The 15,206-nt window shown below is 68.7% G+C and carries 12 protein-coding genes; 4 read left to right on the plus strand and 8 right to left on the minus strand.

Annotated features, from left to right (window positions below):
• Window positions 1-27 precede the first annotated feature (27 nt).
• From G333_RS0101475 to G333_RS0101485, 3 genes are all read right to left on the minus strand, one after another.
• Window positions 28-618 carry an RQC-minor-1 family DNA-binding protein gene (locus G333_RS0101475; protein WP_026340854.1) on the minus strand — a complete coding sequence of 197 codons (591 nt, stop codon included), beginning with the start codon at window positions 616-618 and terminating at the stop codon, window positions 28-30.
• Window positions 619-658: 40 nt separating this feature from the next.
• Window positions 659-1,582 carry a hypothetical protein gene (locus G333_RS0101480; protein WP_196800514.1) on the minus strand — a complete coding sequence of 308 codons (924 nt, stop codon included), beginning with the start codon at window positions 1,580-1,582 and terminating at the stop codon, window positions 659-661.
• A gap of 444 nt (window positions 1,583-2,026) precedes the next feature.
• On the minus strand, window positions 2,027-2,719 hold the full coding sequence (locus tag G333_RS0101485) for a haloacid dehalogenase type II (RefSeq protein ID WP_019627463.1): 693 nt from the start codon (window positions 2,717-2,719) through the stop codon (window positions 2,027-2,029).
• A 120-nt stretch (window positions 2,720-2,839) separates the two neighbouring features.
• Between G333_RS0101485 and G333_RS0101490 the strand changes: the two genes are divergently transcribed.
• The 4 genes from G333_RS0101490 (at window position 2,840) to G333_RS0101505 (ending at window position 9,279) form a co-directional block, all read left to right on the plus strand.
• Window positions 2,840-3,163 carry a BolA family transcriptional regulator gene (locus G333_RS0101490; protein WP_018938193.1) on the plus strand — a complete coding sequence of 108 codons (324 nt, stop codon included), beginning with the start codon at window positions 2,840-2,842 and terminating at the stop codon, window positions 3,161-3,163.
• 4 nt (window positions 3,164-3,167) lie between these two features.
• Window positions 3,168-4,367, plus strand: a complete 1,200-nt coding sequence (locus tag G333_RS0101495) for an alkaline phosphatase family protein (RefSeq protein WP_018168261.1) — start codon at window positions 3,168-3,170, stop codon at window positions 4,365-4,367.
• A 64-nt stretch (window positions 4,368-4,431) separates the two neighbouring features.
• Complete coding sequence (locus G333_RS0101500) at window positions 4,432-4,734, plus strand: hypothetical protein (protein ID WP_018144508.1); 303 nt, start codon at window positions 4,432-4,434, stop codon at window positions 4,732-4,734.
• A gap of 24 nt (window positions 4,735-4,758) precedes the next feature.
• Window positions 4,759-9,279 (plus strand): DEAD/DEAH box helicase, encoded by a 4,521-nt coding sequence (locus G333_RS0101505; protein ID WP_019627464.1) that lies wholly within the window; start codon window positions 4,759-4,761, stop codon window positions 9,277-9,279.
• 463 nt (window positions 9,280-9,742) lie between these two features.
• Here the strand turns inward: G333_RS0101505 and hisC are convergent, their stop codons facing one another.
• From hisC to murA, 5 genes are read right to left on the minus strand one after another with little or no spacing between them, the layout of a single operon-like run.
• Window positions 9,743-10,837: a histidinol-phosphate transaminase gene (gene hisC / locus G333_RS0101510; protein WP_019627465.1), complete on the minus strand. Its 1,095-nt coding sequence runs from the start codon at window positions 10,835-10,837 to the stop codon at window positions 9,743-9,745.
• A complete protein-coding gene (hisD, locus tag G333_RS0101515; protein WP_019627466.1) occupies window positions 10,834-12,135 on the minus strand; it encodes a histidinol dehydrogenase in 1,302 nt (433 codons plus the stop codon). The genes hisC and hisD overlap by 4 nt, the downstream gene beginning before the upstream one ends.
• Window positions 12,136-12,149: 14 nt before the next feature.
• Window positions 12,150-13,217 (minus strand): 3-deoxy-7-phosphoheptulonate synthase, encoded by a 1,068-nt coding sequence (locus G333_RS0101520; protein WP_019627467.1) that lies wholly within the window; start codon window positions 13,215-13,217, stop codon window positions 12,150-12,152.
• A gap of 11 nt (window positions 13,218-13,228) precedes the next feature.
• Complete coding sequence (gene hisG, locus G333_RS0101525) at window positions 13,229-13,879, minus strand: ATP phosphoribosyltransferase (protein ID WP_018144513.1); 651 nt, start codon at window positions 13,877-13,879, stop codon at window positions 13,229-13,231.
• Window positions 13,880-13,917: 38 nt separating this feature from the next.
• On the minus strand, window positions 13,918-15,177 hold the full coding sequence (murA, locus tag G333_RS0101530) for a UDP-N-acetylglucosamine 1-carboxyvinyltransferase (protein ID WP_019627468.1): 1,260 nt from the start codon (window positions 15,175-15,177) through the stop codon (window positions 13,918-13,920).
• Between the last annotated feature and the right edge of the window lie 29 nt (window positions 15,178-15,206).

Genomic DNA, 15,206 nt, shown 5'->3' on the forward strand with positions numbered 1-15,206 from the left:
GAGTGACGGCGAGCACCGAGAAAAAGACTACTCAGATCCAGCCGTTCTCACTGCCTGGAGCTGCGCGATGACCTGACGGATGCGCTGACGAACCTTGCGGTAGTCGATCTCCCCCCAGACCTGCAGCAACGGGATGAAGTCGGGATCATGGGAGGCTTCGACGAGATCCAGTAAGCGCCAGATCATCGACCGGTTGCGATCGCGCAGCATCTCCACCTCGAACGGCGGGCCACGCCGGGCGTTCTCGGCCAGCTGATCGAACAGCTCCCGAGCGCGAACCTCCCGCTCGATGGCCCAGCCGCGGTCCGTAAAGATCAGCAAGGGCAAGCGGCCGTCGTACTCGATCGCCAGCCAGCCGTCCACAATGGCCCGATCGATCCGCGCGAGGGTCGCGTCTTCGGAAAGGGAGCGGTAGAAACCATGCGCGGGGTTGTCATCCAGGCCGAGTTCCAGGACCTTCTTCGCCCGTGATCCCTTCAATACCTTAGCCAACAGGTTCCGCCCACCGGATATGATCAGGTCGTCCGCCGCGCGGAGGATGGCGCGCAACTCCTCATCCGAGAGATCATCCGGGCAAGGACGCAGTTGCAAGGAGACGCGTTGACGGGAACGGCTCATGTCGCTACACCCTCGAGAGACGCCCCGCTTCTCACCGATCTCAACCGAGCACTTTCCAGGCCACGGCCTGATCGTAAAACACACTCTTGCGGACCTCGCGGGTGCGCTCGAACGGCAGGAGGGAATCGGGCTCGTCCGGGTCGTCGCGCTCTTCGATCAGGCCGAAGGGGTGAGCAAACCGCATGAAGGTTCGAAGGGACCAGACATTGCGCAGCACCTCCTGGGCGTTGAAGGGGCCGTCATACTCATATGCCTCGTCCAGCACCATCGGGAAGGCCCGCGCGAAGGCGTCGATGTAGAACGATACGGGGCGCCACTGATCGCCATAACGTGCAAGCAGATAAAGCGAAAACATCGCCCCCTGCTGGACGGTCGGAAGGGACGGATACCCGTCCTGGTAGGCCCAGTTGAACTCGCGGCTATGCCAGCGCAGCATTTCGCGATAGATCGCCGCCCAGTCCCCACGCTCCAGTTTCTGTTGCGTCGGGCGCACCAGTTGCAGGCGTCCGCGGTATTTCCGCCCAAGCCCGCTCATCTGCACCAGCAATCGGGTCACATGCAGTTCCGGGAAGTCATCCTCCTTGCGGCGCGACCCGGGGCGCCATTCCGGTTCCAGCCCCGCGGCTTCCACCGCGGCCCACGCATCTGCCACGACTCGAAGCGGGAGATTGCCTTTTGGAGTCAACGGGATGCCGTCCTCGGCACGAATGGCATCCGACAACACGCGGAACAGCACACTCATCACGGTGATCGGGCACTCCGCTACACCCTCGGCAAAACTCACCAGATCCGGATGCTCGAACGGCGAATAGAGAAGCGCCCCCATTTGCTCGGGCGACAGACCCGAGAAATCCTCCAGCGCCCGGGCGTTCACCTCGGCGACCGCCGCGGCATCCAGGTCGGCCCCGTCGTCAATGGGCCCCTGCCCCAAAGACCGTTCGATGGCCGCAACAATGGCGTTCACTGCATCCCCACGCGGTCGGTTCGAACCGGATTTCGCCATGGATGGATACCTCGCGACCGCAGATACTGCTCGGCAGTGTTTGAATCAACCTGGAAGACCGACCCTAAACCAGATCACCCCATCCAATCACCCTCCTGATCAGCAACGAGCGTCCGCCCGTCACGGGGGTCATCCGGACGAGGTACAAGGTCCGCACCGGGCCATTTTAATCCGGGCCATTCCGGGAACACCATCTCCCCCGGTCCTGTCATCCCGGCCGGAGCGAAGCGACGAGCCGGGATCTTCCCCGTCAGTGCAACCCCACCGCAGAGACCCCGGATACCCGCTACGCAGTTTCCGGGATTACAAGGCAGGAGGCGCGGTACAACCCCCTTCAGCCGCCGGGCGCTGTACAACCGGGCCCGTACGGTACCGGGTCTGGTGGACGCTTGATGCCAATCAGGATCATCCATCCTTGCCTCGCGAATCACTCAGCGCCGCGGCCAGCCCGCCCAGACCCCGTATCGTGGTCGTGGGCGCCCCACCCCAGGGGTCGAACAGCCTCTGCGCCGACCGGTCGAGCCAGGCCGTGCGCATACCCGCGGCCTGCGCGCCGATCACGTCGAACGGGTTACCCGAGATCAGCCAGGCATCCGCCGGCAAGACATTCGCCCGCTGCAGGAAATGTCGATAGACCCGTGGATCGGGCTTGAAACAGCCGATCTCGTCCACGCTGACGACACCCTCGAAGCGATCCTCAAGCCCGGCGTGGCGCAGCAACCCACTCACCGTCTCTGCCGTCCCGTTGGAAAACGCGAACAGGCGGTACCCGTCCGCGCGCAGGCGATCCAGGGCCGGAGCCGCATCGGTAAAGGCGGGGAGTTGGCGATAGCGCTGCAACAACTCCACCTCCTGCTCAGGGTCGAGCTCGATATCCAACGCCTGGCAGCAATAGCGCAGCGCCTGCTCGGTACAGGTATCGAAGTCCGCATACGCCCCCATCAGCCCGCGCCGGAAGGTGTATTCGAGCTGCTTCTCGCGCCAGGCACGCGCCAGCACAGGTGCCCGCTCGCCGATCCAGCCTTCGAGCGTCGCCGCAATCCCCTGCGTATCAATCAGCGTCCCGTACACATCGAACGCCAGTGTAGTCTGTCGCATGGATCCCCCCTTCCTCCGGTCGCGAGCATGGCGCATCCCGTCCACCAGATGGCAGTTCTGGACATCGCTGCCTGGCGGCGAAACACTGCGCGTGTCGAGTTCAATTGTCGGGAAATATCCATGACCATGCAGGAGACCATTACCCGGAAGCTGGAGGAACGCTTTGCGCCCGAGCATCTGGAGGTGGTGAACGAGAGCCACATGCACAACGTGCCTCCGGGTTCGGAGTCGCACTTCAAGGTAACCGTGGTATCCGAGGCCTTTCGCAACCAGAAGCTGATCGCGCGGCACCGGCTGGTGAACCAGGCCCTGGCCGACGAGCTGGCCGGCGGCATCCACGCCCTGGCGCTGCACACCCTGGACCCGGACCAGTGGTTCGAGCGCGCCGGAAAGGTCGCGGATTCCCCGCCCTGCATGGGCGGCGACGGCGGCGCGAAGGCCTGAGGTCTTGTCGGTCACTGCCACCCCCACGGCCCACTCGGCCGTGGACGCCATTCTGCGCGCGCGGCTGGAATCCCCCGGGCTGATGGACCTGCTCGGCCAGATCGAGGCGAGCCTGAACGCGGCGGCCTCGCACCCGCCGCTCGCGGGTGTCTCCGAGCACCTGGGCCCGGACCGCCATATCGTGCTGTGGCTCATCGACGGCTTTGCCGCCCGTTACCGCCGCCACACGCCGCTGTTGGGCGCGGACCACGTGACCGATCTGGAGACTGTGTTTCCCAGCACTACGGCCACCGCGATCACCAGCATCCTGACCGGGCGCCACCCCGCACGGCATGGCCTGCTCGGCTGGCATACCCGCCTGGCGGCCGCCGAACGCACCCTTACGGTACTGATGGGCCAGGAGCGCGGCGCCGACGACCACCCGGCCACGCTCGGCTACCGCGAGCTGACCGGCCGCGTGCAGCCCGACCGCCTGGGCGACCGGCTTGACTGCGGCATGACCTTCATCGGCCCGGAATGGATCGGCGGCACACCCTACAACCGCATGATGAACCGCGGTGCCGACTTCATCGGCTTCGAGGACCTCTCCGAGCTGCCGACGCGGGTGGCCGCGCATGTGAACGCGACACCGGGACCCCACTTCACCTACGTCTACTGGTCGGAGCTGGACCATCTGGGCCACGAGTACGGCCCGGACAGCCCGGAGGTGGAGCGCCACCTGAAACAGCTGGACCTGGCCTACACCGCCACCTGCGCGCAGATCCAGCGCCCCGAGAGCGTGTTCCTGACCACCGCCGACCACGGCATGCGCACGGTCGAACGCCGCCTGGACCTCCGCGAGCATCCGGCGGTACAGGCCTGCCTGCGCCACCGTCTGACCGGCGAGCCACGCGCCGCCCTCGCCCACATCCGAACCGGACAGCACGCTGACTTCCTGCAGGCACTGGAGCGGGCGTTCGGTGACGACGTCCTGGCCATCCCGCAGGCCGAGTGGCTGGGCCACGGGACCCTCGGCCCCGAGCCGCAACACCCGGAACTGCGCGCGCGGGCCGGCGACTACCTGCTGCTGCCGGTCGAGGACGCCTACCTGGTGGACCCGCCGGCCGATGACGAGGGGCCGTTCTTCGTTGGCGCCCACGGCGGCCTGTCCCCGGAGGAGCGTCATATTCCCCTGTTTCTTCGGAATATCGGCCAGTCGCGGTAAACTGCCGGGTTCTGTGTCAGTCAAACCGACTGGCGCTGGCTAAACAAGACTGTCCCGAGACCCCATGAACGACACCACCGACCAGACCTACAACAACGCCGCCCAGCACCTAATCGAGCTGGCCAACCGCCTGGCGGATGACGGCCAGGCCGACGAGACCGGTGATGTTGCCGACGGCCTGCTGGCCGGTGCGATCCACTTCTGGCTGTACAGCCGCCAACCGTGCGGCGACCCGTTGTGCGAGGACTGCGCCCCGTTCGCGGATGCCGAAAGCCGGCTGGCCATGCTGCACGAGCTGATCGACGAGCTGGCGCGCGACAGCGACTACTTCCATTCCACCACCGACAGCACCGTCGGCCACGCCTGACCCGCCAGCTCGGGGCCCCAGCCGATGCCGGTCACGCCCTTTCGTCCCGCGACCGACACCTGGTTTCGCGAGGCCTTCGAGCAGGCCACTCCCATCCAGTCCCGCGGCTGGCCCGCGATCCGCGCCAGCCACCACTGTCTGCTGATCGCTCCGACCGGTAGCGGCAAGACCCTTGCCGCGTTCCTGAGTGCAATCGACCGCCTGACCGGCGAGCCGGCCCCGAAACCCCGCACCGGCTACTCGGTGCTCTACATCTCGCCCCTGAAGGCACTGGCCACCGACATCGAGCGCAACCTGCGCGCCCCGCTGACCGGCATCACGCGGACCGCCGCGCGCCTGGGCGACCAGTCGGCCCGCGAACCCGTGGTGCACATCCGCACCGGCGACACCCCGCAGGCCGAGCGCCGCGCCCAGGCGCGCGAACCCGGCGACATCCTGGTGACCACGCCGGAGTCGCTCTACCTGCTGCTGGGCTCGAAGGCCGCGGAGAACCTCGAATCCGTCCATACGGTGATCATTGACGAGGTGCACGCCCTGGCCGGGAACAAGCGCGGCGCGCACCTGGCCCTGTCGCTGGAACGCCTGGCCGAGTGCTGCGGCGAGGACCCGCAACGCATCGGGCTCTCCGCGACCGTGCATCCGATGGAGGTCGCGCGAGGCTTCCTCGGCGGCGACCGCGAGGTGGAGGTGATCGACGCCGCCGAGGCCCCACGCCTGGATCTCGAGATCCTCGCTCCGGAGGAGCCGCCAGCGGCACACGCACCTCCCACCCTCGAAGCGTCCGAAGGCGCGGAAACCATCCCGTCCGGCTCTATCCTCGGCGCGGTCTACGGCCAGGGCACCGGACCACTCCCGGGCGGGGGCGGCGACCGCGCCGCGCGCCTGGAGCCGCGCCTGCTGGCGGCGATCCTGGAACACCGCTCGACCATCGTGTTCGTCAACAGCCGCGGGCTGTGCGAACGCCTGGTCCAGCGCATCAACGACGCCTGGCGCGAACAGCATCCCGAGGACGCCAAAAAGCCCGAAGACCTGGTCGCCGCTCACCACGGCAGCGTCTCCCACGAGCGCCGCGCGGAGATCGAGGGGCGACTGAAGACCGGGCGCCTGCGCGGCATCGTCGCCACCAGCTCGCTGGAACTGGGCATCGACATGGGCGCGGTGGATCTGGTGATCATGGTCGAGTCGCCGGGCTCGGTTGCCCGCGGCCTGCAACGCGCCGGACGCGCCGGGCACGGGGTCGGCCAAGTCTCGCGCTCGCTGCTGCTGCCGCGCTTTCGCGGCGACCTGCTGGAATGCGCGGTGATCGGCGAGCGCATGCAGGTCGGCGCGCTGGAACCAATCCATGCCCCGCACAACCCGCTGGACGTGCTCGCCCAGCAGCTCGTCGCGATGGTCTGCGAACGCCCGCGCACGGTGGACGAGCTGCACGCGCTGATACGCCGCGCCGCACCCTGGCGCGAGCTGTCGCGCCCACTGTTGGAGGCGACCCTGGACATGCTCTCCGGCCACTACCCCAGCACCGACTTCGCCGACCTGCGCCCGTGGCTCGCCTGGGACCGCGCGCGCGACGAATTGACGCCGCGCCGGGGTGCGGCACTGGCCGCGCGGCTGAACGCCGGCACCATCCCCGACCGCGGCCTGTACGGCGTGCATGTCGGCGAGGGCGGCCCGCGCATCGGCGAGCTGGACGAGGAGATGGTGTTCGAACTGAAGACCGGCGAGAACGTGACTCTGGGCGCCAGCACCTGGCACGTGGAGGCGATCACCCGCGACCGCGTGCTGGTCTCCCCCGCGCCTGGCGAGGTCGGCAAGCTTCCCTTCTGGCACGGCGACGGCCCCGGCCGGCCGATCGAACTCGGGCGCGCAATCGGCGCGGCCACCGAACGCCTCGCGCGCATGGACCGCGCCGAACGCGCGACCTGGCTCAAGGAGCATGCCCCGCTGTCGGAGGCGGCGGTCGAGACCCTCGGCGACTACATCGACGAACAGCGCGAAGCCACCGGGCAGCTCCCGTCGGACAAGCGCATCGTGGTCGAGCGCTTTCGCGACGAGGTCGGCGACTGGCGCGTGTGCATCCTGACCCCGTTCGGCGCCCGCGTGCACGCCCCCTGGGCGCTGGCCCTGCAGGGGGCGCTGACCAGCACGTCCGGGTTCGAGGTGCAGGTGATGTACACCGATGACGGCATCGTGCTGCGCCTGGCGGACAGCGAGGACCTGCCCGAGCTGGACAGCCTGTTCCCCGACCCGGAGGAACTGGAGGAGACGGTCACCCGCGAGCTGGGACACTCCACCCTGTTCGCCAGCGCCTTCCGCGAGAATGCGGCCCGCGCCCTGCTTCTGGTGCGCAACCGCCCGGGCCAGCGCACGCCGCTGTGGGCCCAGCGCCTGAAGTCGCAGCAGCTGCTCGCGTCGGTGCGCGAGTACGCGAGCTTCCCGGTGGTGCTGGAGACCTACCGCCAGGTGCTGGCCGACGTGTTCGATCTGGACGCCCTGCGCGGGATCCTGCGGGGGGTGCAGGAGCGCCACATCCGGGTGCACGAGGTGGAAACGCCACGGGCCTCGCCGTTCGCGCGCAGCCTGGTGTTCGCCTACGTGGCGGCCTACATCTACGAGCAGGACGCGCCGATGGCCGAGCGCAAGGCCCAGGCGCTGACCCTGGACCGCGGCATGCTGGCCGAACTTCTGGGCCAGGCCGAATTGCGCGAGCTGATCGACGCCGATGCCCTGGCCGAGCTGGAGGCCGAGCTGGCGCACACCACCGAGGCCACACAGGTCCGCGACGCCGACGAACTGCATGACCTGCTGCGCCGGCGCGGCGACCTGACGCGGCAGGAGATCGAAGCCGCAGCGGCCGAAAACCCCGCACCCTGGCTACAGACCCTGGCCGACGGGCTGCGTGCGGTCGAGGTCCGGATCGCCGGCGAGCCGCGCTGGGTCGCGGCCGAGGACGCCGCCCTCTTTCGCGACGCGCTCGGGGTCGTGCCACCACCCGGCCTGCCCGCCGGCTTCCTCGAGCCGCCGCAACGCCCGCTGGAACAGCTGCTGCGCCGCTACGCCCGCACGCATGGGCCATTCCGCGTCGAGGACCTGGGCGTTCGCTACGGCCTCGCGCCCGGCGCGCTGCTTCCGGCGCTGGAGACGCTAGAGAGTGCCGGCGTGCTGCTGCGCGGCGAGATCCGCCCGCAGGGCCAGGGAGAGGACTGGTGCGAACTGGACATCCTGCGCCGGCTGAAGCGCCGCACCCTGGCGCGTCTGCGCGACGAGGCGGCGGCGGTGGACGCCCGCGCGCTGGGCCGCTTCCTGCCCGCCTGGCAGGGCCTGAGCGAGCCCGGGTCGGGCATCGGCACCCTGCGCGAAGTGCTCACGCAGCTCGAAGGCGTCGCCCTGCCCTGGTCGGCCTGGACCACCCATGTGCTGCCGATGCGGGTGCGCGACTTCTCGCTGGACGCGCTGGACCGCATCACCGCCTCCGGCGAGTTCGTCTGGGTGGGCAGTGGCGCGCTGGGCCAGCGTGACGGGCGCATCCGCTTCCTGCGCCGCGAACAGGCGATGGTGCTGCTGGAGCCGGACACACCCGAGGCGGAGACACCGGCCCGCGACGACCCACTGGCCGAAGCCATCCTGGAGACGCTGGACCGGCGCGGCGCCTGCTTCTACATGGAGCTGGAACGCGCAGCGCGCGAGGCGCAGCCGGACGCCCGCCAGGACATGATCGAGGCCGCGATCTGGGATCGGGTCTGGGCCGGGCAGATCACCAACGACACCTTTGCCCCGCTGCGCAGCCTGGGCCAGCGTAAGCCCAGCTCGCGCGGCCGGCGGCGCCCGGGCCAGGGCCTGGCCGGCGGGCGCTGGTCCCGGGTGGCCGACCTGATCGATCCCGGCGTGTCGCTGACGGAACGCGCCCGCGAACAGGCCGAAAACCTGCTGGCGCGCTACGGCGTAGTCAGCCGCGAGATGGCCCGCGCCGAGGGCCTGGCCGGCGGCTTTGGCCGCGTGTATCCCGTCTACCGCGCGATGGAGGACGCCGGCAAGCTGCGCCGCGGCCACTTCGTCGAGGGCCTGACCGGCGCCCAGTTCGCGCGCGCCGGCGCGGTGGACCGCCTGCGCGCGCTGGAACGCACGGCCGACGCCACCCCCGAGCCGCAGTGGCTGGCCAGCGTCGACCCGGCCAATCCCTGGGGCCAGCTCCTGCCCTGGCCGCAGCCGCCGGAGGCCGCCGAGGGCCGCCTGCGCCGCGTGGCCGGGGCCCTGGTCGCGCTGGCCGGCGGTCAGCCGCTGCTCTATCTCGCCGCCTCCGGCCGCCAGCTGTTCGTCTGGGAGGCGTTCCCCGGCATCGACACCGCGGAGGAACACGCCACCCTGGTGACCGACGCCATCCGCCAGCTCGCCGGCAGCCGCTGGCTGCCCAAACGCCGCGGCATCACCATCGAGAGCATCAACGGCGAACCCGCCCGCCAGTCCCCGTTCGCCGACGCCCTGCGCACCGGCGGCGCGATGGGCGAGGTCCGTGGCCTGCGTCTGGAACCGCCCGCCGGCCGACGCTGACACGCCTCGCCGGGAAACGGCCAGAAAAGGCTTTTTACCAGAGAGGGCACGGAGGACACGGAGAAATGCGCAGGGCTGTCAGGGGCTACCGCCGCTCTTGCGCACCGGCCCGGCAGCGCCCTCCTCGTCATCCCGGAAACCGCACAGCGGTTATCCGGGATCTCAGCGGTGTGGCCGGCCGAACACTGGAGGGCAGGATTTACGTCGGAGATCCCGGCTCTTCGCTACGCTGCGGCCGGGATGACCTCCGGTTTTCCGAGGTCGGGACAGGGTGAACGAAAACCGGACCTGGTGCCCCGCCTTCATCCGATCTCGCCGCGGCGTACGCGATGGCAAGACCCCGTGTGCGCTCCACTTAACCCGTTCCGGAAACCACTCCACGAATTTCTCCGTGCCCTCCGTGCCCTCCGTGCCCTCTGTGCACTCTGTGGTGCAACCAAAAGGCGTGGCGCCGGAAAAAACGTCAGGCGGCGAGGACCTGCCCGAGCGCGGCGAGGAAGGCGTCGTTTTCGTCGGGGCGGCCGACCGTGACGCGCAGGCAGTCCACCAGCAGCGGATGCGCGCGGCCGACGTCCTTGATCAGGATCCCGGCATCGCGCAGGGCCGCGAAGGTCGCGTGCCCCTGCCCCGTGCGCACCCGGAACAGGATGAAGTTCGCCTGGCTGGGAAAGACCTGCTCGACCCCCGTCGTCCCGGTCAGACGCTCGCTCAGGCGGTCGCGTTCCTCGACGATTCCGCGCGCCTGCGTGTCCAGCGCCTCGCGGTGCTCCAGGGCGAAGGCCACCGAGCGCTGGGTCAGGGTATTGATGTTGTACGGCAGACGCAGGCGATCCAGCGCATCGATCCAGGCCGGCGTGCCTGCCAGATAGCCAAGCCGTGCACCGGCCAGCCCCAGCTTGGAGACAGTGCGCATCACCATCAGGCCGTCATCCTCGCCGACGCATTTGAGGAAGCTGTGCGCGGCGAACGGGGCGTAGGCCTCGTCGACCACCGTGACCCCGGGGTTCTCGTCGACGATGGCCTGTACGGTCGCGGCATCGTCCAGCGTCCCGGTGGGATTGTTCGGGTAGGCGAGGAACACCAGCGCCGGGTTGTGCTCGGCCATCGCCGCGCGCATCGCGTCGAGGTCCAGGGTGAAGTCCGCGTTCAGGGGGACACCGATGAACGGCACCCCCAGCGCTCGGGCCAGCACGCCATACATCACGAAGGTCGGCTCCGGCGCCAGCACCGGACGCCCGGAACCCGCCACCGCAGTGATCAGGATCTGGATGAGTTCGTCCGACCCATTGCCGAACATCAACCCGGCAGCCTCGGGCACGCCGTGGGCGGCGCGCACCTGTGCGGCCAGACCCAGTGCCTGGGCGTCGGGATAGCGGTTCAGCTGCGGATCGCGCAGGGCCGCCAGCCAGGCGTCTTCCAGCTCCCCCGGCCAGGGATGCGGGTTCTCCATCGCGTCCAGCTTGATCAGGCCCGTCGCGTCGGCCACCTGGTAGGCCGGCTGCGCCAGCACCTCCGGGCGCATCAGGGCGTCCGGGGTCCGGGTCGCGCGGGCGGTCATCGACTGCGCAGTTCGGCGGAGCGCGCGTGGGCGGTCAGGCCCTCGCCATGGGCCAGCGCCGCGGCGGTCTCGCCCAGCTTGGCCGCGCCCTCGGCCGAGCAGTGGATGATGCTCGAACGCTTCTGGAAGTCGTACACGCCCAGTGGCGAGGAGAAGCGCGCGGTACGTGAGGTCGGCAGCACGTGGTTGGGACCGGCGCAGTAGTCGCCCAGGGCCTCGGAGGTATAGCGGCCCATGAAGATCGCGCCGGCGTGGCGCAACCCGGCATCCAGCATCGCCCGCGGGTCGGCCACCGACAGCTCCAGGTGCTCCGGGGCGATGCGGTTGGCGACCGCGACGGCCTCGGCCGAGTCGCGCACCTTCACCAGCGCGCCGCGCTTGTCGAGGCTGGTGCGGATGATCTCGGCGCGCGGCATTTCTTCGAGCAGACGGTCCATGGCCTCGGCCACGCGATCCAGGAACGCGTCGTCCCAGGACAGCAGGATGGACTGGGCCTGCTCGTCGTGCTCGGCCTGGGAGAACAGGTCGGCCGCGATCCAGTCGGGGTCGGTCTCGCCGTCGCAGACCACCAGGATCTCGGACGGACCGGCGATCATGTCGATGCCGACGGTGCCGAACACCTCGCGCTTGGCCGCAGCCACGAAGATATTGCCGGGACCAACGATCTTGTCCACCGCCGGGATCGTCTGCGTCCCATAGGCGAGCGCGGCCACGGCCTGGGCGCCCCCCACGGTAAACACGCGATCCACGCCGGCCACGGCGGCCGCGGCCAGCACCAGATCGTTCAGCTCACCGCCCGGGGCGGGCACGACCATGACCAGCAACTCGACGCCGGCGACCTTGGCCGGGATGGCGTTCATCAGCACGGAGGACGGATAGGCCGCCTTGCCCCCGGGGACGTACAGGCCCACCGAGTCCAGCGCGGTCACGCGCTGGCCGAGAACGGTGCCGTCCTCGTCAGTGAAGTCCCAGTCCCGCATGAGCTGGTGCTCGGCGTAGCGGCGGATGCGTGCGCTGGCCATCTCCAAGGCCTTGCGCTGCTCCGCCGGGATCGACTCCAGGGCGGCCTGCAAGCGGTCGTGGGGGATCTCAAGATCGGAGACTGCGGCGCGGTCGAGCCGGTCGAACTTGGCGGTGTAGCGCAACACCGCGGCATCGCCCTCGGTGCGCACCGCGCCGAGGATCTCGTCCACCGCGTCCCGCACGCCGGTGTCGGCAACGGATTCCCAGGACAGCAGGTTCTCCAGGGCCTGATCGAAATCGGGCTGCTGGGTATCGAGTCGGGCAATGGATGGCATGTCGGGCTCCTCGTTCAGGCGGGTACGGCAGCCTTGCGGCGCGCGCGCACGGCATCGGCCAGCAGGCGCAGGGTGGCCTCGCTGTCGTCCCAGCCCATGCAGGCATCGGTGATGCTCTGGCCATATTGCAGCGGCTTGCCGGGCAGGATGTCCTGGCGACCACCGGTCAGGTGGCTCTCCAGCATCACGCCCATAATGCGCCGATCGCCGCCGGCAATCTGTTCGCCCAGCACACGCGCGACCTCGATCTGCTGCTTCGGGTCCTTGCGGCTGTTGGCGTGACTGCAGTCCACCATCACCGACTCCGGCAGCTCGGCCATGCGCAGTTCCTTGCAGGCCTCTTCGATGCTCGCGGCGTCGTAGTTCGGCTGCTTCCCGCCGCGCAGGATGATGTGGCAGTCGTCGTTGCCGGTGGTGGAGAAGATTGCCGAGCGGCCCGACTTGGTCACCGACAGGAAGTGATGCGGGCGCGAGGCAGAACGGATCGCGTCGATCGCCACGCGCAGGCTGCCATCGGTCGAGTTCTTGAAACCCACCGGGCAGGACAGACCGGAGGCCAGCTCGCGGTGCACCTGGCTTTCGGTGGTGCGCGCACCAATCGCGCCCCAGGCGACCAGGTCCGCGATGTACTGCGGGCTGATCAGGTCGAGGTATTCGGTGGCCGCCGGCATGCCCTTCACCGCCAGATCGCGCAGCAGTCCGCGCGCCACGCGCAGGCCCTTGTTGATATGGAAGCTGCCATCCAGATCGGGGTCATTGATCAGGCCCTTCCAGCCGACCGTGGTGCGCGGCTTCTCGAAATACACCCGCATCACGATATGCAGCGCGTCGGAGAGCTCCTCGCGCAGGACCTTCAGGTGATCGGCATAGTCCAGCGCGGCGTCCACGTCGTGGATCGAGCAGGGGCCGACGATCACCTGCAGGCGGTCATCCTCGCCGCGCAGGATGCGATGGCAGGCCTGGCGGGCCTCGAACACGGTGTTGGCCGCCGCATCGGTGATCGGCAGTTCATCGCGTACGGTGTCCGGGGCGGACACCTCCTGGATTTCGCGGATTCGCAGGTCGTCGGTATCGGCGGTCATGGTGTTCTCGATTACGTCGTCGCGGGGGTGACGGCCTCCCGCAGGCCCTCGATGAGATTTTGAATGGTTCTATGTCGCATCTTCATGGCTGCCTGGTTCACGATCAACCGGGAACTAATGGGGGTAATCAGTTCCAGCGGTTCCAGGCCGTTGGCCTTGAGGGTGTTGCCGGTATCCACCAAGTCGACGATGTAGTCGGCCAGGCCCACCAGCGGTGCCAGTTCCATCGAGCCGTAGAGCTTGATGATATCGACCTGGCGGCCCTGCTGGGCAAAGTAGTTCTGCGTGATGTTCACAAACTTGGTGGCGATGCGCAGGCGTTGCTGCGGGTCCGGTTGCTGGCCCGGGCGCCCCGCCAGCATCAGACGACACTCGGCGATATGCAGATCCAGCGGTTCGTACAGCCCGGCCGCGCCGTGTTCCATCAGCACGTCCTTGCCGGCCACGCCGATGGACGCCGCGCCGTGCTGCACGTAGGTGGGCACGTCGGTCGCGCGCACCACCACGATCTTCACATCCTCGCGGTTGGTGTCGAGGATCAGCTTGCGCGTCTCGTCCGGATCCTCCAGCAGTTCGATCCCGGCGCTGGAAAGCAGCGGCAGGGTGTCCTTGAGGATGCGGCCCTTGGACAGGGCGATGGTCAGGGCGTTGGGATCCATCATGGGTCAGGCGTTCGTCCGGTTCCGTGTGAGTCGCAGCTTCAGACCGGCTCGCGACGAATGGTCGCGCCGATCTGGCTCAGTTTTTCCTCGATGCATTCGTAGCCGCGATCGATGTGGTAGATGCGGTCCACCTCGGTCTCGCCCTCGGCCACCAGGCCGGCGATGATCAGGCTCGCCGAGGCACGCAGGTCAGTCGCCATCACCGGCGCACCGACCAGTTTTTCCACGCCCTCGACGATCGCGGTATTGCCCTCGATGGTAATGTGCGCGCCCATGCGCTGCAGCTCCAGCGCATGCATGAAGCGATTCTCGAACACCGTCTCGACTACCGATCCGGTGCCCTCGGCCACGGTGTTCAGCACCATCATCTGCGCCTGCATGTCGGTCGGGAAGGCCGGGAACGGCGCGGTGCGCAGGTTCACCGCCTTCGGACGGCGGCCCTCCATATCCAGCTCGATCCAGTCCGGCCCGGTCTCGATGCGAGCGCCGGCCTCGACCAGCTTGGCCAGCACCGCGTCCAGCAGCTCCGGGCGGGTATTGCGGCAGCGCACGCGCCCACGGGTGACCGCGGCGGCGACCAGGAAGGTGCCGGTCTCGATACGGTCCGGCATCACGTCGTATTCGCAGCCGTGCAGGCGCTCCACGCCCTGCACCCGAATGGTGTCGGTGCCGGCACCCTGGATCTTCGCGCCCATCGCGGTCAGGCAGTCCGCCAGATCGATGACCTCTGGCTCGCGCGCGGCGTTCTCGATCAGGGTCTCGCCCTCGGCCAGGGTGGCGGCCATCAACAGGTTCTCGGTACCGGTCACGGTGACCTGGTCAAACACCACGCGGGCACCCTTCAGGCGGCCGGCGCGGGCGCGGATGTAGCCGCCTTCGACGTCGATCTCCGCTCCCAGGGCCTCAAGGCCCCGCAGGTGCAGGTTCACCGGGCGGGAACCGATGGCACAGCCGCCCGGCAGGGAGACCTCGGCCTCGCCGAAGCGGGCCAGCAGCGGCCCCAGCACCAGGATGGAGGCGCGCATGGTCTTTACCAGATCGTACGGGGCGACGCACTGGGTCAGCGTGGTCGGGTCGACCTCGATGCGCATGCGCTCGTTAACCGTAAGGCTGACGCCCATGCGGCCGAGCAGCTCCATGGTGGTGGTCACGTCCTGCAGATGCGGGACGTTGCCAATGGTCATCGGCCCGTCCGCTAGCAAGGTGGCGGACAGGATCGGCAACACGGCGTTCTTGGCCCCGGAGATCCAGACCTGACCCTCGAGTCGGCGACCTCCGGTAATGATCAGTTTGTCCATGGGATGCCCGGATTGACCGCCGAACCGAC

It is taken from the genome of Thioalkalivibrio sp. AKL10, assembly GCF_000381845.1.
Taxonomy (GTDB): Bacteria; Pseudomonadota; Gammaproteobacteria; order Ectothiorhodospirales; family Ectothiorhodospiraceae; genus Thioalkalivibrio; species Thioalkalivibrio versutus.